The organism is Bradyrhizobium denitrificans (assembly GCF_013179005.1).
Classification (GTDB): domain Bacteria; phylum Pseudomonadota; class Alphaproteobacteria; order Rhizobiales; family Xanthobacteraceae; genus Bradyrhizobium; species Bradyrhizobium denitrificans.
The window spans coordinates 48,645-71,245 of sequence record NZ_JABFDP010000013.1 but is presented as its reverse complement, the minus strand read 5'-3'; the positions used below and the strand labels follow the sequence as shown (position 1 = coordinate 71,245).

Genomic DNA, 22,601 nt, shown 5'->3' with positions numbered 1-22,601 from the left:
GACGAAGGTCAATGTCACGCCGGAGGCGGCGGCGCCGTCAGCGGCTCAGGATATCCAGAGCCACATTCGGCGGCAGCGTCGGCGCGAACGCCTTGAGCGCACGCGTGACCTCGGCCGGATCGGCGTCCGGCGTCCGGTAGAAGGCCACGTCGCCTGCGGCGACTGTGACGAACGGCGTGTGCAGCACCGCCACCTTGGTCCAGCTCGCCGGCACGCCTTGCGGGAACCAGCGGTCATAGATCATCGCCATGCCGACCGCGTGCTGCGCGGCAAGTGCGGCCATCTCCGCCGGGCCATAATGGCCGGCGAGCTTGGCCTTGCGCACCGGCTCGGAGCCGAGGCCCCAGAGATCGAGCACGTAGTTCGGATTGCGATAGGCGACCAACCCGAGGTCGTTGACCGCCACGGGATGGCGATAGAACTCCCGGGCAAAGCGGCCCATCTGATATTGCTGCTGATAGATGTTGCGGGACGCCAGTGGCGTCGCGAGCGCGGCAGCAACGTAGGGCCACGCCGCAAAGCCCAGCAGCATCAGCAGGGGGGCGTTCAAGGCCGTCGCCACGCGCGCATCGAGATGGGGCCGGAGGCGAGCGACCAGCCACAGCCACGCCACGGCGGCGAGCGCGATCACATAGACCTCGTAGCGGTGGAACCAGTCATACTGGCCGAAAGCGACGTGGCCGCCGACCGCCGCCAGCACAGCGCCGGCGATGATCAAGGCCGACCTGTCGCCGCGCAGCCAGCAGGCGGTGGCGGCCACGGCCATGCCGAGTAGCAGCAGGCGCTGGCCGTAGGGATTGATCAGGCTCAGGATCAGATTGTCCGTGACGGCGCTGAACGCGGTGGTGCGCTCATACGCCGCTTCGACGAAGCGGGCCTTCAACAGCACCGAGCTCGGCAGCAGCGGCAGGCCGAGCGCGTGCATGCGCGCCGCATAGGCCAGCAACGCCGCGGCGATCAGAGCGGCGGCAAGCGCGGCGGCGCGGCGTTGCCGCAGGAGCACGAGCGCGGCCAGCGCCGCGCAGGCCAGTGCCGCACCTTCGAAGCGGATCAGCGGCAGCAGTACCAAGGCGACGATCTGCAGTCCACTTGGCGCGCGGCCCTGCGCCGCGGCGGCGAGGCCGGCGAAGGTGGTCACCGTCGCCCAGACGTGAAGGCTGTGCTCGAGCCCGGTCATCGCCAGCGCGACTGCGCTGATGATGAAAATCGTCGTCACGCAGAGCGCGCCCACGAGCCAGGAGCCGGCTGCGTCGAACAGGCCGCAGCCTTCCAGCAGCCGCATGATGGTGACGATCGTGGCCGCGGCCGCGGCGGCGCTGATGAGCAGCGGCCCCCAGCCACCGAGATGCACCGCCTCGGTGGCGGCGATCAGATAGGGCCAGATGATCGACGAGCTCGGTGATGAAAACTCGCCGAGATTGACGCCATAGCCGCCCGACAGGATCTGATCGGCCACGGCCAGATGGATGTAGGCATCGTCAAGGGTGAAAACGAGACGGCCGCCGGCCAGGTTGATGCTGACGATCAGCTCGACCGCGAACAGCACAAACCAGATCGACAGGATGACCAGAGAGCGCCGTGACAGCCGCGCCATGAGGCCGTCGCTCGCAGCGCCCCGGTCCGCATCTGCCGATCCAATCGCCTCGGTGGTCATGCGAACGTCCCGTGCCGCGCTCCCTGGCCTGCCCTGTTAACCGCTAAAGCTTAAGTCCCGCTTTCCGGAACGGCGCTCGCGTCAGTCTTCGTTAACACCGGCGAAACGGCGGTAAGCCGTGCCGCATGACGAGATCGAATGAACCGCATGCAGGTCGATTGATTGACTTGGTTCCTTCGGCCACTAAGGTTCGCGCCGCCGGACAATATGAACTGCGCGGATCACGGCCCGGCGAGGCCATGATGATCGCGGCGCGAAGGATCGGACAGCAATGACTTTGGTGATGAGCTGGGACGAGTGGGCCCGGCATGATGGCATGGCGCTCGCGGCCCGTGTGAAAAGCGGCGAGCTGACCGCCGCGGAACTCGCACGGCAGGCCGCCGAGGGCATTGCCAAGGTCGATCCGAAACTGTGCGGCGTCGTCGAAGTGTTCGCCGACGCAATCGAGGATCCGATCAAGGCCGGCGCCAATACGCAGGGTCCGTTTGCCGGCCTGCCGTTCCTGATGAAGGATCTCGGCCCGACCATGGCGGGCCGGCTGCAGGAGCAGGGCTCGCTGTTCATGCGCGGCAACCGTCCCGTCGCCGACACGCACCTCACCGCGAAGATGCGCAAGGCCGGTCTCAATTTGATGGGCCGCACGACGACGCCGGAGTTCGGCGTCTGCAGCTCGGCGGAGAACCCGGCCGTCTATGTCACGCGAAATCCCTGGAATACCGACTACACGACCTGCGGCTCGTCCGCCGGCAGTGCGGCGATGGTCGCGGCGGGCGTGGTGCCGATCGCGCACGCCACCGATGGCGGCGGCTCGATCCGCATTCCGGCCGGCGTCAACGGCAATATCGGCCTGAAAGTCTCGCGCGGCGTGTTCTCGATCGCGCCGCATCTGTCCGATCTTACCGGGCTGGTCTCGATCCAGGGCTGCCAGTCGCGCAGCGTCCGCGACACTGCCGCTTTCGTCGATCATTGCCGCGGCGGCGCGCCGGGCGAATTCATGCCGTATTGGACCACGCCGGAGCCCTATGTCGAGCTGATCAAGCGCGATCCCGGCAAGCTCCGAATCGCGCTGTCGCATCAATGGGGCGACTACCGCGCCACGCCGCATATCGCGGCCGAGCTGGAACGCGTCGGCAAATTCCTCGAAGGGCTCGGCCATCACGTCGGATATGCGCTGCCCGACGTCGATTATCGTGCCGCCTTTGCGGCGCAGACCACCTGCTACATCTCGAACTTCGCGATCGTCATCAGCAACCTGCTGGCACAGCGCAAGCTCGAGCGGCCCCCGGCCGACCTGATCGAGCCGATCAACATCCGCATCTGGGAAGCCGGTCGCAGCACCAGCTTCGCCGAGCGGGCGGCGATGCAGGCGGTGTTCAACACCACCTCGCGCGCCTTCGGCGCGTTCTTCGAGGATTGGGACATCATCCTGACCCCGATCACCGCGCTGCCGACGCCGAAAATCGGCACCACCGAATATCTGACCATCAGCGACAATCCCGACGTGCTCGACTGGTTCGAGAATCTGTGGCGCAACTTCGCCTTCACGCCGCTCGCCAATCTCTGCGGCATTCCGGCGCTCTCGCTGCCGCTCGCGACCAACGAACATGGCCTGCCGCTCGGCATCCAGGCGATCGGCAAGCAGGCGGATGACGGCCTGCTGCTGCAGCTGGCCGCCCAGATCGAGCGCGCGATCGATGGCAAATGGAACGCCGGTGCAACCCCGGCGGTGCATGTCACCAAGGGATAGTTAAGCGGCCCACCTTTTGCGCGAGGCGATGATCCGATCGCGCTCATCAAGCGTTGGTGACCATGGACAGTGCTTGGCCGAGCTGAGCGCCGCCCGTGACCTGCGAGGATGGACGTGGCCGACCAGCTGACAGCGAGCCGTGACGGTGCTGCAGGGCACGACGCGCCCCGGCTCACCGTTCGGCTGGACTCCTTTCCGCACGGTGGCTTGGCCGCCGTGTTCGGGGCCACCGGCGGCATCGGCGCAGCCCTCGGCGCGGCGCTGACTGACAGCGGCCGGTTCGACCGCGTGCTCGGCTTCAGCCGCTGCGGCGACCTCAGCTTCGATCTCACCGACGAGGCGAGCGTCGCAACGGCGGCGGAGACGCTGGCGACCTGCGGCGACATCCGTCTCGTCATCCTCGCGACCGGCATGCTTCACGAGGGCACAGCACTGCCCGAGAAGAGCTGGCGTGAGCTCGATGCCGAGCGGCTCGCCCGCGCCTTCGCCATCAACGCCATCGGTCCGGCGCTGCTGCTGAAGCATCTGCTGCCGCGACTGCCACGCACCGGCAAGGCCATGGTCGCGGCGCTCTCGGCGCGGGTCGGCTCGATCGGCGACAACCGGCTCGGCGGCTGGTACGGCTATCGCGCGTCCAAGGCAGCGCTCAACCAGCTTGTGCATTGCGCGGCCATCGAGCTCGCCCGCCGCGCTCCCGAAGCGGTCTGCGTCGCACTGCATCCCGGCACTGTCGCCACCCGGCTGTCGGCGCCGTTCGCCGCGACGTCGGGCGTCGCACCGGTCGAGGCGGCGCGGCACCTGCTCGGCGTCATCGACCGGCTCGACGCCAAGGACTCCGGCGGCTTCTATGACTGGCGCGGCACGCCGGTCCCGTGGTGAGGCGTCCATGCCGAGGATGCGGCGCAAGGCCGACCTGCCGACCAAGATCTGCGCCACCTGCGGCCGCCCTTTCGCATGGCGGCGCAAATGGGCGCGCGACTGGGACGAGGTGAAATACTGCTCGGACCGCTGCCGGTACGAGCGCAGCCAAATTGCCTCCGCCCCGACCGCCACGCCCCAAGGACGTTAGCCCGATGTTGTCCGGCATTCCCGCACCGATGCGCAGCCTTGGCTTGGCGGGACTGATCCCGTTCATCGGCCTTGCAGCTGTTGTGATCGCCGGCGACGACAGCCTGCACGCAGCCGCCTTGCGCGCGCAGATCGGCTATGGCGCGGTCATTGTGAGCTTCCTGGGGGCGCTGCATTGGGGAGCCGCGGTGCAAACGCCGGCGCTGGCGACTTGGCCGCGGATGAGCTGGGGCGTGACGCCATCTCTGCTCGGCTGGGTCGCGCTGCTACTGCCACCGCTGCCGGCGCTGGTGCTGCTCACGACCGCGCTGCTGGCGGCCTTGGTCTTCGACGAATTCAACTTCGGCAGCGACGATTCCCGTGCCTGGTTTGTCCGGCTGCGGCGGCTGCTCAGCATCGGCGCGATGCTCTCTCTGCTCGCGACGTTGATCAGCATCGTCGTTCGAACCGTGCCCTGACGACCACCGCTGGACAAGGCCGCAATGCGTCAGGCAAGCTCGCGCATCCCCTCGCGAGGCGCCATGAACATCCTGCTGCTCAATCCCAACATCCGCACCGACATCACCGATCTGATGCTGCAGGTCGGCCGCGCCGCCGCCGCGCCTGGCACCAGCCTGATCCCATGCACGGCGCCGCGCGGCGTGCCCTACATCGCAACCCGCGCCGAAGCGCAGATCGGCGGGGCCGTTGCGCTGGAAATGCTGGCCGAGCGCAACGGCAGCTTCGATGCCGCGATCATCGCCGCCTTCGGCGATCCCGGCCTGTTCGCCGCGCGCGAGCTGTTCGACGTGCCCGTCATCGGGCTCGCCGAAGCGGCAATGCTGACGGCCTGCATGGCCGGGCGGCGTTTTGCGATCGTCACCTTCGCGCAGGCGCTCGGCCCCTGGTACGAGGAGTGCGTGCGCATGCATGGGCTGATGGAGCGCTGCGCCGGCATTCACATGCTCGACGGCAGCTTCAAGCAGATCTCCGACGTGCAGCACGAGAAGGAGGAGCTGCTGGTCGAGTTGGCGCTGCGCGCGGTTGAGGAGAACGAGGCCGACGTCCTGATCTTCGCCGGTGCGCCGCTCTCCGGACTTGCCGCGCGCGTCGCGCATCGCATTCCAGTGCCGGTGGTCGATCAGGTGATCGCCGCGGTGAAACAGGCCGAGGCGCTGCTGGCGCTGAAGATGCGCAAGGCCACCGCCGGCACCTTCCGCCGTCCGGCGGCGAAGCCGACGACGGGATTGTCGGAAGCGCTGGCCGCGCGGCTGGAGCACCGCGACGGTTAGTTGGAGTGGCGTGGGGAGAGAGGGGCCCACAAACTGCTTTCTGTGAGCTGCTACGTCAGTCCGGCACACTCGCATACCGGCCGGGAACCTGCTTGTACACAAACAGCCCCCGCTGCCTGAAAAGACGGCACGCTTCTTGCTTTTTCCAATCAGTTGAGCAGGAAGCCCATGGCCAGCGTATCAGAAGCCAAGTCGCTCGTTCTGGATCGGATCACGCACCGCTTTGCCAGCGGCACGATGGCCGTCTCCGACATCAATCTCGATGTCAAAGGCGGCGAGATCATCGCTCTGCTCGGACCGTCCGGCTGCGGCAAGACCACCTTGCTGCGCATCATCGCCGGCTTCATCGGCCAGAGCGAGGGGCGCGTGATCATCGGCAATGACGTTGTCGATGCCTTGCCACCTAACCGGCGCGCGGTCGGGATCGTGTTCCAGAACTACGCGCTGTTCCCGCACCTCTCGATCTCGGAGAATGTCGGCTACGGCCTCGCGGCGCGCGGCGTCGACAAGGCGACGCGCAACAAGGAGGCGCAGCGACTGCTCGACATGGTGCAGCTTGGCCCATTCGGCGAGCGGCTGCCGCGGCAATTGTCGGGCGGCCAACAGCAGCGCGTGGCGCTGGCGCGCGCGCTCGCGATCAAGCCGTCGATTCTGCTGCTCGACGAGCCGTTCGCCGCCCTCGACAAGAATTTGCGACTGGACATGCAGATCGAGGTCAAGCGACTGCAGCGCATGGCCGGGACGACCACCCTGATCGTGACCCACGACCAGGAGGAAGCGCTGTCGATGGCCGATCGCGTCGCCGTGCTGAGCCACGGTCATCTCGAGCAGTTCGGAACGCCATCGGAAATCTACGATCAGCCGCAGACACTGTTTGTGAATACCTTCGTCGGTACCGCCAACAGGGTGACGGGCACGGTAATCGCGACCGACGCTGACGGCGTGAAGGTCGCGCTCGACGCCGGCGGAGAGATCATCGCCCGCGCGCCCAAGCCGGTCCGTGCCTCAGACAAGGTCATCGTCTGCCTGCGTCCCGAGCATCTCACCTTCGTCAGCGACGACAGCGGTTTTGCCGGCGAGATCGGCATGGCGCTGCCGCTCGGCGCCACCGTGGTCCATGAGATCAAGGCCAAGGACGGATCGAGCATCAAGATTTCGCAGGCCCGCACCGGCGGCACGCCGTTGCGTGAGGCCGGCACGCCCGTGCGCGTCGCGCCGCTGGCCCCGGGGCTCGCCACCGTCTTCCCGCAATGAACAACCAACAGACACATCGGAGTGAAACATGATGCTTGATCGCCGCCGGCTCCTGACCAGCGCCTTGACGCTGGGAGCCATGCATGCGTTCCCGGGCCTGAGCCTCGCGCAAGCGCGGCCGCTGGTATTCGCGACCTTCACCGGCAGCTGGGAGGAGGCGCACAAGGCGGTGCTGGTGCCGGCGTTCCGCAAGGCCAATGCGGATGCCGCGATCGTGCTGGATCCGATGCTGTCGGTCGACCAGATCGCCAAGGTCAATGCCGCCAAGGCCAATCCGCCGATCGACGTCATGCTGCACGATCCGGGTCCGGCGCTGGTCGCGATCGGCCAGGACCTCGTCGAGCCGTTCCCGGCCGATAAGAGTGCGTACTTCAAGGACCTGATTCCAGAAGCGCAGGACGCGATGGGCCCGGCGCCGTTCTTCCAGGTCGTCGGCCTCACCTTCAATCCGGAGACCGTGAAGACGCCGCCGACATCATGGGCGGATCTGTGGAAGCCGGAATTCAAGGGCAAGGTCGGCATCACCAATCTGAACTCGACGCTCGGCACCGGCTGGCTGGTTGAGATTGCACGGATGCGCGGCGGCTCCGAGGCCAATGTCGACGAAGGGTTCAAGGCGTTGGAGGAGCTGAAGCCGAACCTTGCCGCCGTCGCCGCCAATCCCGGCGCGCTGGCGACGCTGTTCCAGCAGGGCCAGATCGACATCTCGCCGGGCAATTTCAACGCCATCCAGATCCTGAAAGCGCGCGGCGTGCCGGTCGAGTTCGTGGCGCCGAAAGAAGGCGCGATCGCCTTCAAGACCACGATCCACATCGTCAAGAACTCGCCGAACAAGGAGCTGGCCTTCAAGCTGATCGAGGCGGCGCTGTCGCCAGAGGTCCAGACGGCGCTGATGAACCCGCCCTATCTGATCGTGCCGACCAACACCAAGGTCGCGATGACCGGCGAGATCGCCAAGGTGCTGGCCAAGGACACCGCGGAGCTGAAGAAGAAGTTCGTGTTCCAGGACTGGAAGAAGATCAACGAGCAGCGCGCCTCCTGGATCGAAAAGTTCAACCGCGACATCAAGATCTGACGCGATGAAGAGCGCCACGACAGCAAGCGCGACAGCTCCTGGCGACGTGACCAGCTTCAGCCTGGGGCTCGCGCTGCCCTTGGGGGTGGTGTTCGCGATCTTCTTCGTGCTGCCGCTGGCGCAATTGTTCTATCTGTCGCTGCACAACGACACCGCGGCCACGGTGTGGGGGCTCGGCCAGTACATCAAGTTCCTGAGCGATCCCTTCAGCCTCGCGGTGCTCGGCTCGACCCTGCTGCTGGGCGCCGAGGTGACGCTCGCCTGCCTCGTGCTCGGCTATCCGATCGCCTGGCTGTACCAGCGCTCCGGCAGTCGGGTGCAGACCCTGATCATCATGATCGTGCTGCTGCCGCTGCTCACCAGCGTCGTCGTCCGCACCTTCGCCTGGATCGTGATCCTCGGACGACAGGGCATCATCAACTCGGTGCTGCAGTCGCTCGGCCTGATCGGCACGCCGCTGCGCATGATCTACACGCAGGGCGGATTGATCGCCGCGCTGGCCCAGGTGCAGATGCCGCTGATGGTGCTGCCCTTGATCACCGCGATCGGCCGCATCGATCCCAATCTTGCCGACGCCTCGGCCTCGCTCGGCGCCGGCAGCTGGCGCACCTTCGTCAAGGTGATGCTGCCGCTGTCGATGCCCGGCATCATCGCGGGCTGCACCTTGACCTATGCCGCGGCGATCACCGCCTTCATCACCCAGTCGCTGGTCGGCGGCGGCCAGATGCTGTTCATGCCGATGTATCTCTATCAGCAGGCCTCGACGTTGCAGAACTGGCCGTTTGCGGCTGCGATCTCGATCATCTTCCTGTTCGCGGTGCTCGCCATCGTCGCGCTGTTCTCGATGCTCGGACGGCGCGCCCGTGGCTATGGAGACGCCCGATGAGCGGCCGGCAGCGGAACTGGGAAGCGCTCAGCTTCCAGATCGTGATGACAGCCATCGCCGTGCTGGCGCTGATCCTGATCGTGTCGCCGTCGCTGGTCGTCGTGATTGTCTCCTTCACCTCGGGCTTTTCGCTGAAATTCCCGCCGCAGGGCTATTCGACGCGCTGGTACGTCGAATTGTGGAACGCCTGGCAGCTGCAATTCGCGGCGCGCAACAGCGTCGTCGTCGCGATGTCGTCCACGGCGCTCTCGATCGTGCTCGGCGTCGCCGCGGCGCTGGCGATCTCGCGCTCCAAGGCACTGACGGCAAAGCTGCTGGACTCGCTGTTCATGTCGCCGCTGGTGCTGCCAGCGCTCGCCTTCGGCCTCGCGGCGCTGATGTTCTTTTCGCTGATCGGGCTGCCGATCTCGCTGCTGACGCTGGTGATCGGCCACACCATCGTCTGCGTGCCCTATGTGGTGCGCAACACGGTCGCTGCGCTGGCGCAGCTGGAGCCGACCTTGCTGGAAAGCTCGGCGATCCTCGGGGCCTCCAGGCTCTACACTTTCCGCCGGATCGTGCTGCCGCTGATCCGCCCCGGCATCATTTCGGGCGCGTTCATCGCCTTCATGTCGTCGTTCGATAACGTGCCGGTGTCGCTGTTCCTGCGCGATGCTGCCACCGACATGCTGCCGATCCGGATGTGGCAGGACCTCGAAGGCAAGCTCGACGTCACCATCGCCGCGCTGTCGAGCGTGCTGATCATCGGCACGGTCGCGCTGATGGCGATCATGGAGCGCACCACGGGCCTGTCGAAGCGACTGACCGGCTGAGCTTGCCCGGGTCGCATCGGTGCTGGTTCGTGCCCATCTCCATCAGCGCCGTCATGGCGGGCTCGTCCCGGCACGACGAGCAATATCTTGGCATACAGTATCGTCCAACCATGAGCGTATGATGGCGTGAGGCGTAGTGCGATCAAGCGCCGCGGAAGATCGAATAACCCCAGGGGGTGAATTTCAGCGGCAGGTGAAAATGCTCCTCGACCTTGTCGATCGCGAAGCGAAACGGCACTGTGGTCAGGAATCTCGTCTGAGCGTTGGCCCCGAAGAACTCGCCGATATGAAACAGCACCTCATACTCGCCGGCTGTGACACCATCGCCCTTGACGACCGGCGCCTGCAAGGTGCCGTCGGCGCCGAGTTGGCCTTCCGCGAGCAGAGCCCGATCGGGCGCGAGGCGCCAGATCGCGACCCGCAGTCCCAACGCCGGGCGCCCATTCGCCACATCGACCGCATGAACCGAGATACCACCAGCCATCAGCCACTCCGCTATCAGGTTCTCTCGTCATGATAGACGCGAAGCCGACCGCGGCGCCAGCGCCGCGACTGTGGCCCGGCCTGGTCGCGATGACAGCGTTGCAGGCGCTGGTATCGCTGGCGCTGTTCGCGCCGGGCACGGTCGCGCCGCGCGCCGGGCTCAGCGTCGAGGAGCTGTCGCTGTTTTCGACCGCGGCCTTTGCGGTCAGCCTCGTCTCATCATTCTGGGGCGGCACCTTGGTGCAGAAGGTCGGCTCGCTCCGCGTCGCAGCGCTGTGCGCGGTCGCCGTCTGCGCAGGCATGTCGTTGGCGACGCTCGGCAACGGCTGGGCGCTGCTCGGGGCCGGGCTGGTGCTCGGACTTGCGGCCGGTCCGGAAACGCCGGCAAGCTCGGCGCTGCTCGGACGCCTGGTATCGCCTGAGAAGCGTGCGATGGTGTTCTCGATCCGACAGACCGGCAGCCAGATCGGCGCGGTCATCGGCTCGCTGCTGCTGCCGCCGCTGGCAGTCGGCCTCGCGCCCAGCTCAGCCTATGCTGCCGTGATCGCCTGCGCGGTGATCGGCTTCATCAGCTTCGAGCGGCTACGACCGGCCTACGCGGTCAAAATACCGGCCATGCCGAATCTCGGCCTGCGGCAGCGGCTGCAGCTCGTCAGCTCCGACCCGCGCATGGCATCGCTCGCGGTCGCCTCGATCCCGTTCAGTGGCATGCAGGTGATCCTCAACACCTGCTTCGTCAGCTTCGGCACGTCGGAGCTGGCGCTGAGCCATGTCGAGGCCGGCTGGGTGCTGGCGTCGGCGCAGGGCGCGGGCTTGATGGGGCGTCTGGGCTGGGGCGTCGTCGCGACGCGGCTACGTTCGGCGCGGGCGGTGCTGGTGATGGCAGGCGTCGGAATGGCGGTCTGCGCGCTGCTGCTCGGGCTGTGGGGCGCCATGCTGAGCTGGCCGATCCTGCTCCTGCTCGCCTTCCTGTTCGGGCTCACCGCGAGCGGCTGGAACGGCGTGTTCATCGCCGAGATCGCCAACCTCGCCAAGCCCGGGCGCGTCGCCGAGTCCACGGGCGCTGTGCTCACCGTCTCGTTTATCGGTCTCGTCGCAGCGCCGCCGCTCGTCGCCGTCCTGACGCCACGCGTCGGACTCGGCGGCAGCTTCGTTGCGCTCGGATTGACCGCGGCCGCAGGTGCGGCGGTGCTGCTGATGGAGCGATCTCATGCGCGCAACTGACATCGTCCGCGCCGTCACGGAGCGGCAGACGTCCGCGAGAGACGTGGCCGAGCAGGCGCTGGCGCGGATCGCCGCCGCGCGCGATCTCAATGCCGTCGTCACGATTGATCCCGAGCGGACGCGCGCCGCAGCCGGAGCTGTCGATGCGCGCGTTGCCGCCGGAGAGTGGCTGCCGCTCGCCGGCGTACCGGTCGTGGTCAAGGACAACGTCTGGGCCGAGGGCTGGCGCATCACGCAAGGCTCGCGGCTGTTTGCCGATTTCACCGCGCCGGAAGATTCGACAGCCATCGCGCGACTGCGGCGGGCCGGCGCGGTCATTGTCGGCATCGGCGCGACATCCGAGTTTGCCTGCAAGGGGGTTACCACGTCGCTTCTGTACGGACCGACACGTCATCCGCAGGATCCGCAGCTCACGCCCGGCGGGTCCTCGGGCGGACCGGCGACAGCGGTTGCGGCGGGCCTCGTCCCGCTCGCGATCGGCACCGATGCGGGCGGCTCGAGCCGCCGACCACCCGCGCATGTCGGCGTGGTCGGCTTCAAACCATCCTATGGCGCGATTCCCTACGGCCCTGGATTTGCCGAACCGTTCTGGCGCATCTCGGTGATCGCCCCGATCGCCGCCGATGTTGGCGATGCCCGGCTTGCCTTCGAGGCGATGGCCGGCGCCGATCCGCGCGATCCGGACTCGTTCGATGTCTGCTCGGCGGTTGAAGGGAAGCCATTGCGCGTGGCGTTCTCGCCGCGGCTCGGGCTCGACGTCGCGGTCGATGACGACGTAAGCGCCGGACTGCGGCAGACGATCGATCGGCTCCGCGCCGGTGGCATGTCGATCGTCGACAAGGATCCGATCTGGCCTGCAGGGCTGGCCGAGGATGCCGTCATGCCGCTCCAGCATGCCGGGCTGGCGGCCCTCCATGGCGACGCCTTCCGCAGCGATCCCACGCAATTCGATCCCGACATTGCCAAGCAGATCGAGCGCGGCCTCGGCCTCAGCGGCGCCGACGTCGCTGGCGCGCTGGAGGCCAGCACGCGAATCGCACGCGCATTTGCAGCCTTGTTCACCGATGTCGATGTGCTGCTGACGCCAACCGTCCCCTGCGTTGCCTGGCCGTTCACGCAACTCGGCCCCGTCGAGATCGGCGGGAAACCGGCGTCGCCCCGCGCGCATGCGGTGTTCACGCCGTTCGCCAACCATGCCGGCGTGCCGGCGATCTCGATTCCCTGCGGCAAGAATGCAAACGGCCTGCCATTCGGCCTGCAGCTGATCGCGGCACGAGGCCGCGACCGAATGCTGCTGGATGCCGCCGCCCAGGCGGAGCGGCTGCTCTCGTTCAGCCCTGCTCGAACTTCCTCGCCAACCTCGCCCGCGTGATGTGGCCGATCTGGTCGACGGCGTTGGCGATCTCGGTGTCCAGGTCGTTGCTGATCCGCCGCTCCATTTCGGCGATGACCGAGGCGCGGTCGGCATGCAACGCAAGCGCCACGATCAGCGGCATGCCGAACTTGTCACGATAGCGGCGGTTGATATCGGCGACGCGCTCGAACTCGGCCCGCGACAGCGACGTGAAGCCGAGCCGGCCCTGCTCGCCGATCGAGTCAGTCGTCATCTCGCCCGCCAGCGCCTCCCGCCCTGCCAGTTCCGGATGAGCGCGAACCAGTTTCAGCTTTTCGTCGCGGCTCATGCCGCGCACCACGTTCATGAGCGTCGTATGCAGCGCGTCGGCGGCATCGTCGAACGCCGACAGGCCCGCACGATAGGCACGATCGGCGATCTCGGGCGAATGCTCGAAAATGTCGCCGTAACGCTCGACGAACAGCACGCGCGACATCTGCGACGGGCGCCACGTGCCATCGGGCGGATGTGTCTTGATCCAGTGCCGGGCGATGTCGAGCCGGGTCGCGACCCAGACCTTGTCGTGGCTCATGATGTAATCGAGGAAGCGCGCCAGCGCGGCCGCGCGCCCGGGGCGGCCGACCAAGCGGCAATGCAGCCCGACCGACATCATGCGCGGCGCGTCCGTGCCTTCAGCGTAAAGCGTATCAAAACTGTCCTTCAGATAGGCGAAGAACTGGTCGCCCGAATTGAAGCCCTGCGGCGTGGCAAAGCGCATGTCATTGGCATCGAGCGTGTAGGGCACGATCAGCTGCGGACCGTGCGGCCCCTGGATCCAATAAGGCAGCTCGTCGGCGTAGGAGTCCGCGCTGTAGAGGAAGCCCTGCTCGTTCAGGACAATGTCCAGCGTGTGCTCTGACGTGCGCCCCTGATAGAAGCCGAGCGGCCGCGCGCCGGTGAGCTCGGTGTGGAGACGGATCGCCTGCTCGATATGGGCACGCTCCTCAGCCTCTGAAAAATCGCGATAGTCGATCCATTTCAGCCCGTGCGAGGCAATCTCCCAGCCCGCTTCCTTCATCGCGGCCACGGCGTCCGGGTTGCGGGCCATGGCGGTGGCGATGGCGAACACGGTGACCGGCAGCTTGCGCGCGGTGAACATCCGCCACAGGCGCCAGAAGCCGGCGCGCGCGCCGAACTCGTAGATCGATTCCATGTTCATGTGACGCTGGCCCGGCCAGGGCGCCGCGCCGACGATCTCGGACAGGAACGCTTCCGAGGCGGCATCGCCGTGCAGGATATTGTTCTCGCCGCCCTCCTCGTAATTTATCACGAACTGCACGGCGATTCGGGCATCGCCCGGCCAGCGTGGATGCGGCGGCGTGCGGCCATAACCGACCATGTCGCGCGGATAGATGTCGGCGCTCATCTGTGTCAGCTCCCGCGATAGGTCGAGTAGCTCCAGGGCGTCGCAAGCAGCGGCACGTGGTAGTGCGCGCTTGCATCAGCGACGGCGAAGCGGAGCGGGATCAGGTCGAGGAACAGCGGATCATCCGCGGCGAGCCCATGGGCCTTGAAATAGGCGCCCATGTGGAAGGTCAGCATATAGGTGCCGCTCGCGAGGTCGTCACCGGCCAGCACCGGCTGATCGGTCCGCCCATCGGCATTTGTCCGGACCTGCTTGATGCGGCGCCAGGAGCCATCCGGCTCCAGCCTGTCGAGGTCAATCGCGACGTCGGCGGCAGGCTTGCCCCTCACCGTGTCCAGAATATGCGTGCTCAGCCGCCCCATGCGTATGTCCTTCTGCGATCCATCCGAAGATTATCAGCCGCCGGTTAAAGCTTCGAGGCGATTTGACGCTCACGAGACGCCTATCGGCTGGTCAGCCCGCCTCCCTGCCGAAGCGCTCGACCAGGAAGTCGATGAACAGCCGCACCTTCACCGACAGGTGCCGCGTCGGAGGATAGATCGCATAAAGCGCGAGCGGCGGCGCCGTGTAGTCGGCCAGGATCGCGGTCAGTGCGCCGCTCTCGAGCGCGTCTGCGGCGATGAAGCGTGGAATCAACGCGATGCCCTGCCCCTTGATGGCGACGTCGCGCAACACTTCGGCGTTGTTGACGCATAACGACCAGGCCGGCTGAATCCAATGATCGCCGTCGGGGCCGGTGAGCTTCCACTGGTTGCCGGTCAGCAGGAAGCCATAGGTGAGCGAGGTATGGCGGCGAAGCTGCTCCGGGCTGGCAGGCGTGCCATGCTGCGCCAGATAAGCGGGTGCGGCACAGATCACCCGCTCCACCGGCATGATCTTGCGCGCAACCAGGCTCGACGATTCCAGCTCGGCGATCCGCAACGTGACGTCGAATCCGTCCTGCACCGGGTCCAGCAGGTCGTCGCTGAGCACGATCTGCAGCTGCAGCTCGGGATAGCGCAGCATGAATTCGGCGACGACCGGTCCAAGCCGCATGGTACCGAACGACATCGGGGCGTTGACCCGCAGCAGCCCGCGCGGCGCCGCCTGCGACTGGCTGACGGCTTGATCCGCGGCATCGAGCTCGGCCAGGATCGCGACCGCCCGCTCGAAATAAAGCTGGCCCGCCTCGGTGGGGCTTGCGTGGCGCGTGGTGCGAACGATCAGCTGCACGCCGAGGCTCGCCTCCAGCTCGCCGATATATTTGGAGATGGCCGAGCGCGACAGCCGGAGCTGCCGGCCGGCCTCGGCGAAGCTGCCGCTCTCGACCACCTTCACGAAGGCCCTGAGGCTGCTGAGCTTGTCCATCGTCCCGGATCGCCATTGTCGCCAAATCGTAGACAGAGACGTCACAAGAGCACAGATTGTCTCCAAATCAAAGCCGACCGATATTGCTGTCCAAGACTTCAACGCCCCTGAAGGGCCTGATCGACAGGAGATCCCCATGCCCGGACTGCACCACGTCACCGCGATTGCCGGCGATCCGATCAGCAATTTCGGCTTCTACACCCGCGACCTCGGCCTGCGCTTCGTCAAGAAGACGGTCAATTTCGACGATCCCGGCACCTACCATTTCTATTACGGCGACGAGACCGGCCGCCCCGGCACCATCCTGACCTTCTTCCCCTGGGCGGGGGTACGGCCCGGCCGCCGCGGCGTCGGCGAAACGCATCAGACCGCGTTCCGGGTACCGCAACGCTCGCTCGGCTATTGGACGCAACGTCTCACCGAAAAGGGCATCGCCTATGAGGCGCTGGAGAAGCGCTTTGGTGAATCCGTGCTGCCCTTTACCGATCCCGACGGCATGGCTCTGGCGCTGGTCGGCGTGCCCGGTGCGGAGAACGAGCCTGGTTACAGCCATGGCGACATCCCGGCCGAGCATGCCATCCGCGGCTTTCATGGCGTGACCCTGCTGCTCGACTCCGCCGAAAAAACCGCGGCCGTGCTCACCGACGTGTTCGGCTTCGAAGAGACAGGCCGCGAGGGCTCGGTGATCCGCTTCAAAGCGCCGGGCGACGCGCAAGGCAGCGTGGTCGACATCTACGAAGCCAAGGGCTTTCTGCGCGGCACGCAGGGCGCCGGCTCGGTGCACCATATCGCCTTCCGCGCGGCGGACGATGCCGCGCAGAGCGTGATGGCGCAGCGGCTGGTCGACCACCACGGCCTGCATCCGACCGAGCAGAAGGACCGCAACTATTTCCGCTCGATCTATTTCCGTGAGCCGGGCGGCGTGCTGTTCGAGATCGCCACCGACGTTCCGGGCTTCGCGGTCGACGAGCCGGTCGCCGAACTCGGACGCAATCTGAAGCTGCCCGCCTTCCTCGAATCGCATCGCAAGCAGATCGAGGGCGTGCTGCCCAACCTCGAGGAGGCCGCATCGTGACCACCACATTGTCCTTTACGCACCGCTTTCAGCCCGGAAGCGCAACCGGAGCAGCGCCGCTGCTGCTCCTGCACGGAACGGGTGGCGACGAGAACGACCTGTTGCCGCTCGGTGCCACGCTGTCGCCCGGCGCAGCGCTGCTGTCGCCGCGCGGCCAGGTGCTCGAGCACGGTATGCCGCGCTTCTTCCGCCGTCTGGCCGAGGGCGTGTTCGACGAGGACGACGTCCGCCGCCGGGCGCTGGAACTCGGCGAGTTCATCGGTGAAGCTCGTCGGCACTACGGCATCGCCGCGCCGGTCGCGGTCGGCTATTCCAACGGAGCCAACATCGCGGCCGCGCTGCTCCTGCTGCAGCCGCAAGCGCTGGCCGGCGCGGTGCTGTTCCGCGCCATGGTGCCGCTGAACCAGCCCCCGGCCGTGAAGCTGGCGCGCACGCCGGTCCTGATCTTGTCGGGCCTGACCGATCCGATCGTGCCCGCCGCCAACGCGGCAAAGCTGTGCAACCAGCTCATCGATGCCGGTGCCGACGTCACCCACACGACGCTTCCGACCGGGCATCAGCTGTCGCAGCCGGACATCGCGCTCGCCCGCGACTGGATCGCCGGATTGCCGCAGGCGATGGCCGCCTGAAGCCGCTTGCGGCGCAGAGCGATCCTGATCGACAATGCTCTCATCGGCCACCGCATCAGTCCGTCCTCAGGACGGCTGAGATGCTGTGGCCGATCGAGAGAAAGGATCTGCGTGATGGCCATCGACAAGCTGTTCATCAATGCGCGGTTCGATCGAGGCGCGCGCCACGCCATCGCGGTCGACAAGGGCCGCATCAGCGCTCTCCTCGCCGAAACTGAGCGTCCCGAGGCACGCGAGGTGATCGATCTCGGTGGCGCGCTGGTCGTGCCGGGCTTCGTCGAGGGCCACATCCATCTCGACACCAGCTTCTATGGCGATGCCTGGAAGCCGCACAAGCCATGCACCAACGGCTTCGACGTGCACGAGCGCGTTACCTTCCAGGCACAAAACATGGCCGCGGCCGCACCGATGGACGTGCGCGCCCGCAACCAGCTCGATCTCTGCATCGGCCATGGCACCACGCGCATGCGCAGCCACGTGATGGTCGACGGCTCCGTCGGGCTCAATTCACTCGAAGCCATCCTGCGTGTGCGCGACGAATATCGCGAGTTGATCGAGATCCAGCTCGTGGCGTTTCCGCAGAGCGGCATCCTCAAGAGCCCCGGCACGCCGGAGCTGCTTGACGAGGCGATCAGGCTCGGCGCGGATCTTGTCGGCGGCCTCGATCCGGCCAGCTTCGACCGCGATGTCGAGAAACATCTCGACGTCGTGTTCGGCGTCGCGCAGAAGCATGGCGTCGACGTCGACATCCATCTGCACGATCCGGGCATGCTCGGCCTGTTCGAGCTGGAGCAGATCGCGGCACGCACGCGCGTGCTGGGCATGCAGGGCCATGTCGTGGTCAGCCACGCCTATGCGCTCGGCGATCTCGCGGCAGATGCACTGAAGAGGATCGCTGATGTGCTGGCGACCTCGGGTGTTGCCATCATGACGAACGCACCCGGCGCGCGGCCGTTTCCACCTGTCGCGCTGCTCCGCGCAGCCGGCGTCACCGTGTTCAGCGGCAACGACAACATCCGCGATTCCTGGTGGCCCTATGGCGACGGCGACCTGCTGAACCGCGCCATGATGGTCGGCTACCGCTCCGGCTTCTATGTGGACGAGGAGCTGCGCATCGCCTTCGACCTCGTCACCGCGGCGGGCGCCAAGGCCCTGCGCCTTGCGGGGTATGGCCTGAATGTCGGCGCCCGCGCCGACTTCGTCACGCTCGACGCGGAGCACGTTCCCGAGGCGGTGGTGGCTGTCCCGAAAGGACGCTCCGTCTACAAGGATGGCCGCCTGGTCGCGCGCGACGGCCGCGTCCTCCGGCCGCGGTGAGCGTCACTGCGCCGGTTCGACCGGCGCGTGTGTGCGCGGGGGATCGGAGCGCGACACGGTTGCCACTTCGATCCAGCGCAGGACTGCCGACAATTCGCCACCGGACTCGCGATAGGCCTGCAGTTGATAGTCAGCGGAGCTGCCGAACTGCATGATGGTGCGGCAACGTTCGACCTCGGCGAGGCAGTCGAGCGCCTCCGCATGCGGCGCGATGTCGGCGATCATCCGGTTCAGGATCTCCTGCCCGGTAACGGGCCCCTCCTCGGCGACGAACAGGCAGTCGGTGCCGTAGCGCTGCGCCCGCCATTTGTTCTCGACCGCGATCGCGCGCTCGACATTGCCCACGGCATCGGCGAGGTCCGGATGGAGATAAAGATGGCGCGCCAAGGCCCGATACAGCGACGCGACCGCCACGGCGTCGTCGACCGACGTGCAGACGTCGGGAGCGCGCAATTCCAGGGTCGGGTGCCGCAGCGACGGCCGCATCGCCCACCAGACATGGCTTTCGTCCGGCATCACACCCGACCGTGTCAGCGCCGCAACATAGCGGTCGTACTCCGGCTTCGAGGTGAACAGCTCCGGCAGGCCGGTGCGCGGCAGCTCGTCATAGGCCGCAAGCCGATAGCCCTTCAGCCCGGTCTCGCGTGAATTCCAGAACGGCGAGGATGCCGACAGAGCGATGAACACCGGGATATAGGGAATCATCGCGCGCATCACCGCGAAGCGACGCTCGCTATCCGGCAACTGGACATGCACATGCATCCCGCACAGCATGTTGCGCTGGCCGACGATGCGGAGATCCTCCATCATCTCCGCGTAGCGTGGTCTCGGGGTCGGCTGCGAGCTGCGCCACATGGCGGTGGGATGCGTCGAACAGGCCAGAATCGTGAGCCCATATTGGCCGGCCACGCTGGCGACCTCACGGCGCAGGAATTTCAGCTCCTCGCGGGCGTCCCGCGAATCGACATGCACATTGGTCGCGACCTCGATCTGCGCCTGCAGCATCTCGCGCATCGCCTGTCCGCCAGTCGACCAGTTCGCCGCCTCGAACAGGTCATCCGGCGTGCGGATCGCGACGTCCAGCGTCCTCGCATCCGCCAGGAAGTACTCCTCCTCGATGCCGAAGGAATATTCGGTGACGTCCTCGCCGCCGGTAGCCGAGCGGATCACCAGGCGCCGTTCGTCGTCGCTCAGGCCCAACCTGAGCCGTTCGAGTATTCTCGGGTCCAATCCCATGTGATCGATCCTGTCAGACTCAGAGGCCGTGGGTTTGCAGCCAGGCTTCGAGCAGGCCCGCCTGCCACAGCCGCGAATGCCCTTTCGGGCTCATTTCGGCTTCAGGGTTTTGCAGCATGTGATCGATGAAATCGCGCTGGTAGAGCCCGCGGCTGCGCGCCTTCTCATCGCTCAGCACGTCCCGCACATAAGCGAGAAACGGCCCGCGCAGATAACGCAAGGACGGCACCGGGAAGTAGCCCTTGGGACGGTCGATCACCTCCGCCGGCACGCAACGGCGTGCCGCCTCTTTCAGGATATGCTTGCCGCCATGCGTCACCTTCAGCTCGGCTGGCATGCGCGCGGCGAGCTCGACGACCTCGTGATCGAGGAACGGTACGCGGGCTTCGAGCCCGAACGCCATGGTCATGTTGTCGACCCGTTTCACAGGGTCGTCCACCATCATGATTTCGGTGTCGATCTGCAGCACCTTGTCGACCGCAGAGACGCCGGCATGATCTGCAAAGAAGCGCTCGACGAGCTCAAGGCTCACATCGTCGCCGAGGAGATCCGGAGCGAGCAAGCGCCGCAGATCACCATGCTGCCAGTCGAAATAGGCGTTCTGATACTGATGGACGGCGTCATTCGCCGCGAGGAATCCGGGATACCAGCTGTAACCGCCGAACACCTCGTCGGCGCCCTGCCCGCTCTGGACCACCTTGACGCGCTTCGCCACTTCCGACGACAGCAGATAGAAGGCGACACTGTCATGGCTGACCATCGGCTCCGACATCGCTGCGATGGCATTCGGCAACGCCTCGAGCGCGCGATCCCCGCCGATCCTGATCTGCTCGTGATCGGTGCCGAAGGTTCGCGCGATGATGTCCGAGTAGCGGAACTCGTCACCGCTATGCTCGTCCACCGCATCGAAGCCAATCGAGAAAGTGCGGATATCTTGGTGTCCCAGCTTGGACAGCAGGGCGACCAGCAGGGATGAATCGAGGCCGCCGGACAGCAGCACGCCCACCGGCACGTCGGCGACGCGACGGCGGTCGACCGCCACGGTCATCTCATCGAGCAACGCATCCGACCATTCCTCCTGACTCATCGCCCGATCGGTCGGGCGCTGCTCGCCCACATTGAAACTCCAATAACGCTCGCGATGCTGCGTTCCGTCGGGATCGATCGTGAGCAACGTCGCGGGCGCAAGCTTCTTCACGCCGTTGAGGATCGTCCGCGGCGCCGGGACCGCAGCGTGAAAGCTGAAGAAGTGATGCAGCGCCGTAGGGTCCAGGGATGTATCGACATCACCAGCTGCGAGCAGTGCGGGCATCGACGAGGCGAAGCGGAAGAAGCCCGCGCCCTCGGCATAATACAGCGGCTTGATGCCGAGCCGGTCGCGTGCCAGCACCACGCGGCCGCTGTCACGTTCCCATAGCGCGAAGGCGAACATGCCCTTGAAGCGCTGCACACAACCCTTGCCCCACGCATGATAGGACTTGAGGATGACCTCGGTGTCGCCGTCCGAGAAGAAACGATAGCCCTTGGCCTGGAGTTCGGTCCGGAGTTCACGGAAGTTGTAGATGCAGCCGTTGAAGACAATGCCGAGCCCGAACGCCGCATCGATCATCGGCTGCTGGGCGGCAGCGGACAGATCGAGGATGCTGAGCCGGCGATGGCCGAGGGCAACCCCGCCTTGCACGTAGAGCCCAGCTGCATCGGGACCCCGCGCCTGCATCGCATCGTTCATGCGGCTCAGCGCGTGCAGCAACGGCGGGGAGGAATATCTGACTTCACCACAAATGCCGCACATCGCAGGACATCCAACTCCATTGTTCTATAGGTCTCCGACAACCCTCTGTGATCGCTTGCGTTCCGCATCAAGACCAGCAGTGCCTGCGGCAAATAGCGGAACGATCTCGGCAGCGCAGGACGCGCGCGCCACCAGCACATGATCGGGGGGCACCTCGATCCAGTCCGGCTCCCTGTCATAGGGCTCCGACACCGCGATCACTTGGTCGCCGTCCTCGCGATAGTAGAGCGAATTGGCGCGATCATTCGCGGCGAATCGGAACGCGTAGAGATCGTGGCCATTCGACAAAGCCGACGTGAAGCGCAGGTGCTCGCGAAGCCCGTCCTGGTTGACGAGCTGACAAAGTGACCCGAGCACCTTGCGCGTCGCGCCGATCGGGTCCTGATCGATGCCGGCGCCGACGATCGCGAGGAAGACCGCCTCGGAATCCGTGGTGCCGAGGCGCGACGGATACAGCGCATCGGGAATCATCGCCTCCACCTTGCGGCGCAGCCTGTTCCAGCTGCCGACAAAGCCATTGTGCATGAACAGCCACCGGCCACAGGCGAATGGGTGGCAATTCTGCCGTGTCACCGCCGTGCCTGTCGCGGCGCGCACATGCGCGAAGAAAAGGTGCGAGTGCAGATGCCGGCACAGATAACGCAGGTTCTCGTCCGACCATGCCGGCCGGGTCTCGCGATAGAGACCTGGCTCCGGATGATCGCCGTACCAGCCGAGGCCAAAGCCATCGCCATTGGTGCCTGCGGTCGATTCGAGCGCACGGATGCTCTGCGTAACCAGCGAATGCTCGGGCTCCGTCACATAATGCTCGAAGGCGGTTGTTTCTCCGCGATAGGCGATCCAGCGGCACATCGTGATGCTCCAATGCGGAGGGGGGCGTCGAACCGGCCGTCATGGCGGCATGCGATTGGCTGATCACGCCGGACGAACGTCTTGATCCGGGCTGTGTTCGCAGGTGGAAAGCGGGGATTT

General features: G+C 66.2%; 22 protein-coding genes. 14 read left to right on the top strand and 8 right to left on the bottom strand.

Annotation, left to right across the window (positions count from 1 at the left end):
* Positions 1-37: 37 nt before the first annotated feature.
* A complete protein-coding gene (locus tag HL671_RS15795; protein ID WP_246579561.1) occupies positions 38-1,654 on the bottom strand; it encodes a hypothetical protein in 1,617 nt (538 codons plus the stop codon).
* A 271-nt stretch (positions 1,655-1,925) separates the two neighbouring features.
* Between HL671_RS15795 and HL671_RS15790 the strand changes: the two genes are divergently transcribed.
* The 9 genes from HL671_RS15790 (at position 1,926) to HL671_RS15750 (ending at position 9,767) form a co-directional block, all read left to right on the top strand.
* Complete coding sequence (locus HL671_RS15790; protein WP_172236945.1) at positions 1,926-3,401, top strand: amidase; 1,476 nt, start codon at positions 1,926-1,928, stop codon at positions 3,399-3,401.
* Positions 3,402-3,515: 114 nt separating this feature from the next.
* The gene (locus HL671_RS15785) at positions 3,516-4,280 is read left to right on the top strand and encodes an SDR family NAD(P)-dependent oxidoreductase (protein WP_012046994.1); all 765 of its coding nucleotides are present in this window, start codon (positions 3,516-3,518) and stop codon (positions 4,278-4,280) included.
* 7 nt (positions 4,281-4,287) lie between these two features.
* The gene (locus HL671_RS15780) at positions 4,288-4,470 is read left to right on the top strand and encodes a DUF2256 domain-containing protein (protein WP_172236944.1); all 183 of its coding nucleotides are present in this window, start codon (positions 4,288-4,290) and stop codon (positions 4,468-4,470) included.
* Positions 4,471-4,474: 4 nt separating this feature from the next.
* On the top strand, positions 4,475-4,927 hold the full coding sequence (locus HL671_RS15775) for a DUF3429 domain-containing protein (protein WP_012046996.1): 453 nt from the start codon (positions 4,475-4,477) through the stop codon (positions 4,925-4,927).
* 63 nt (positions 4,928-4,990) lie between these two features.
* Positions 4,991-5,740 (top strand): aspartate/glutamate racemase family protein, encoded by a 750-nt coding sequence (locus HL671_RS15770; protein ID WP_172236943.1) that lies wholly within the window; start codon positions 4,991-4,993, stop codon positions 5,738-5,740.
* 168 nt (positions 5,741-5,908) lie between these two features.
* Positions 5,909-6,994, top strand: a complete 1,086-nt coding sequence (locus HL671_RS15765; RefSeq protein ID WP_172236942.1) for an ABC transporter ATP-binding protein — start codon at positions 5,909-5,911, stop codon at positions 6,992-6,994.
* A 28-nt stretch (positions 6,995-7,022) separates the two neighbouring features.
* A complete protein-coding gene (locus tag HL671_RS15760) occupies positions 7,023-8,069 on the top strand; it encodes an ABC transporter substrate-binding protein (protein WP_012046999.1) in 1,047 nt (348 codons plus the stop codon).
* Positions 8,070-8,073: 4 nt separating this feature from the next.
* On the top strand, positions 8,074-8,955 hold the full coding sequence (locus HL671_RS15755) for an ABC transporter permease (protein ID WP_172236941.1): 882 nt from the start codon (positions 8,074-8,076) through the stop codon (positions 8,953-8,955).
* Positions 8,952-9,767, top strand: coding sequence for an ABC transporter permease (locus tag HL671_RS15750; protein ID WP_172236940.1), 816 nt, complete (start codon positions 8,952-8,954; stop codon positions 9,765-9,767). Before HL671_RS15755 ends, HL671_RS15750 begins: the two co-directional genes overlap by 4 nt.
* A 142-nt stretch (positions 9,768-9,909) precedes the next feature.
* Here HL671_RS15750 and uraH (HL671_RS15745) read toward each other — a convergent pair whose 3' ends face one another.
* Positions 9,910-10,251: a hydroxyisourate hydrolase gene (gene uraH, locus HL671_RS15745; RefSeq protein ID WP_012047002.1), complete on the bottom strand. Its 342-nt coding sequence runs from the start codon at positions 10,249-10,251 to the stop codon at positions 9,910-9,912.
* A gap of 29 nt (positions 10,252-10,280) precedes the next feature.
* Between uraH (HL671_RS15745) and HL671_RS15740 the strand changes: the two genes are divergently transcribed.
* Both HL671_RS15740 and HL671_RS15735 read left to right on the top strand, forming a co-directional pair.
* Entirely contained in the window at positions 10,281-11,474 is a 1,194-nt protein-coding gene (locus tag HL671_RS15740; protein ID WP_172236939.1) for an MFS transporter, read from the top strand.
* On the top strand, positions 11,461-12,846 hold the full coding sequence (locus HL671_RS15735; RefSeq protein ID WP_172236938.1) for an amidase: 1,386 nt from the start codon (positions 11,461-11,463) through the stop codon (positions 12,844-12,846). Before HL671_RS15740 ends, HL671_RS15735 begins: the two co-directional genes overlap by 14 nt.
* On the opposite strand, the gene puuE is transcribed toward HL671_RS15735, so the two are convergent.
* From puuE to HL671_RS15720, 3 genes are all read right to left on the bottom strand, one after another.
* Positions 12,806-14,233, bottom strand: a complete 1,428-nt coding sequence (gene puuE, locus HL671_RS15730) for an allantoinase PuuE (protein ID WP_012047005.1) — start codon at positions 14,231-14,233, stop codon at positions 12,806-12,808. The two genes, HL671_RS15735 and puuE, sit on opposite strands and share 41 nt — an antisense overlap.
* 5 nt (positions 14,234-14,238) lie before the next feature.
* On the bottom strand, positions 14,239-14,595 hold the full coding sequence (gene uraH, locus HL671_RS15725; protein WP_012047006.1) for a hydroxyisourate hydrolase: 357 nt from the start codon (positions 14,593-14,595) through the stop codon (positions 14,239-14,241).
* Between the two features lie 91 nt (positions 14,596-14,686).
* Positions 14,687-15,580 carry a LysR family transcriptional regulator gene (locus tag HL671_RS15720; protein ID WP_172236937.1) on the bottom strand — a complete coding sequence of 298 codons (894 nt, stop codon included), beginning with the start codon at positions 15,578-15,580 and terminating at the stop codon, positions 14,687-14,689.
* Positions 15,581-15,716: 136 nt separating this feature from the next.
* Between HL671_RS15720 and HL671_RS15715 the strand changes: the two genes are divergently transcribed.
* The 3 genes from HL671_RS15715 (at position 15,717) to HL671_RS15705 (ending at position 18,601) form a co-directional block, all read left to right on the top strand.
* On the top strand, positions 15,717-16,655 hold the full coding sequence (locus HL671_RS15715; protein ID WP_172236936.1) for a ring-cleaving dioxygenase: 939 nt from the start codon (positions 15,717-15,719) through the stop codon (positions 16,653-16,655).
* Positions 16,652-17,284: an alpha/beta hydrolase gene (locus HL671_RS15710; protein ID WP_172236935.1), complete on the top strand. Its 633-nt coding sequence runs from the start codon at positions 16,652-16,654 to the stop codon at positions 17,282-17,284. The genes HL671_RS15715 and HL671_RS15710 overlap by 4 nt, the downstream gene beginning before the upstream one ends.
* A gap of 114 nt (positions 17,285-17,398) precedes the next feature.
* The gene (locus HL671_RS15705; RefSeq protein ID WP_172236934.1) at positions 17,399-18,601 is read left to right on the top strand and encodes an amidohydrolase family protein; all 1,203 of its coding nucleotides are present in this window, start codon (positions 17,399-17,401) and stop codon (positions 18,599-18,601) included.
* Between the two features lie 3 nt (positions 18,602-18,604).
* Here the strand turns inward: HL671_RS15705 and HL671_RS15700 are convergent, their stop codons facing one another.
* From HL671_RS15700 to HL671_RS15690, 3 genes are read right to left on the bottom strand one after another with little or no spacing between them, the layout of a single operon-like run.
* Positions 18,605-19,837 carry a carboxylate-amine ligase gene (locus tag HL671_RS15700; protein WP_012047011.1) on the bottom strand — a complete coding sequence of 411 codons (1,233 nt, stop codon included), beginning with the start codon at positions 19,835-19,837 and terminating at the stop codon, positions 18,605-18,607.
* Positions 19,838-19,856: 19 nt separating this feature from the next.
* Complete coding sequence (locus HL671_RS15695; protein WP_041751063.1) at positions 19,857-21,629, bottom strand: N-acetylglutaminylglutamine amidotransferase; 1,773 nt, start codon at positions 21,627-21,629, stop codon at positions 19,857-19,859.
* Between the two features lie 24 nt (positions 21,630-21,653).
* Positions 21,654-22,481 (bottom strand): class II glutamine amidotransferase, encoded by an 828-nt coding sequence (locus tag HL671_RS15690; protein WP_012047013.1) that lies wholly within the window; start codon positions 22,479-22,481, stop codon positions 21,654-21,656.
* Positions 22,482-22,601 lie beyond the last annotated feature (120 nt).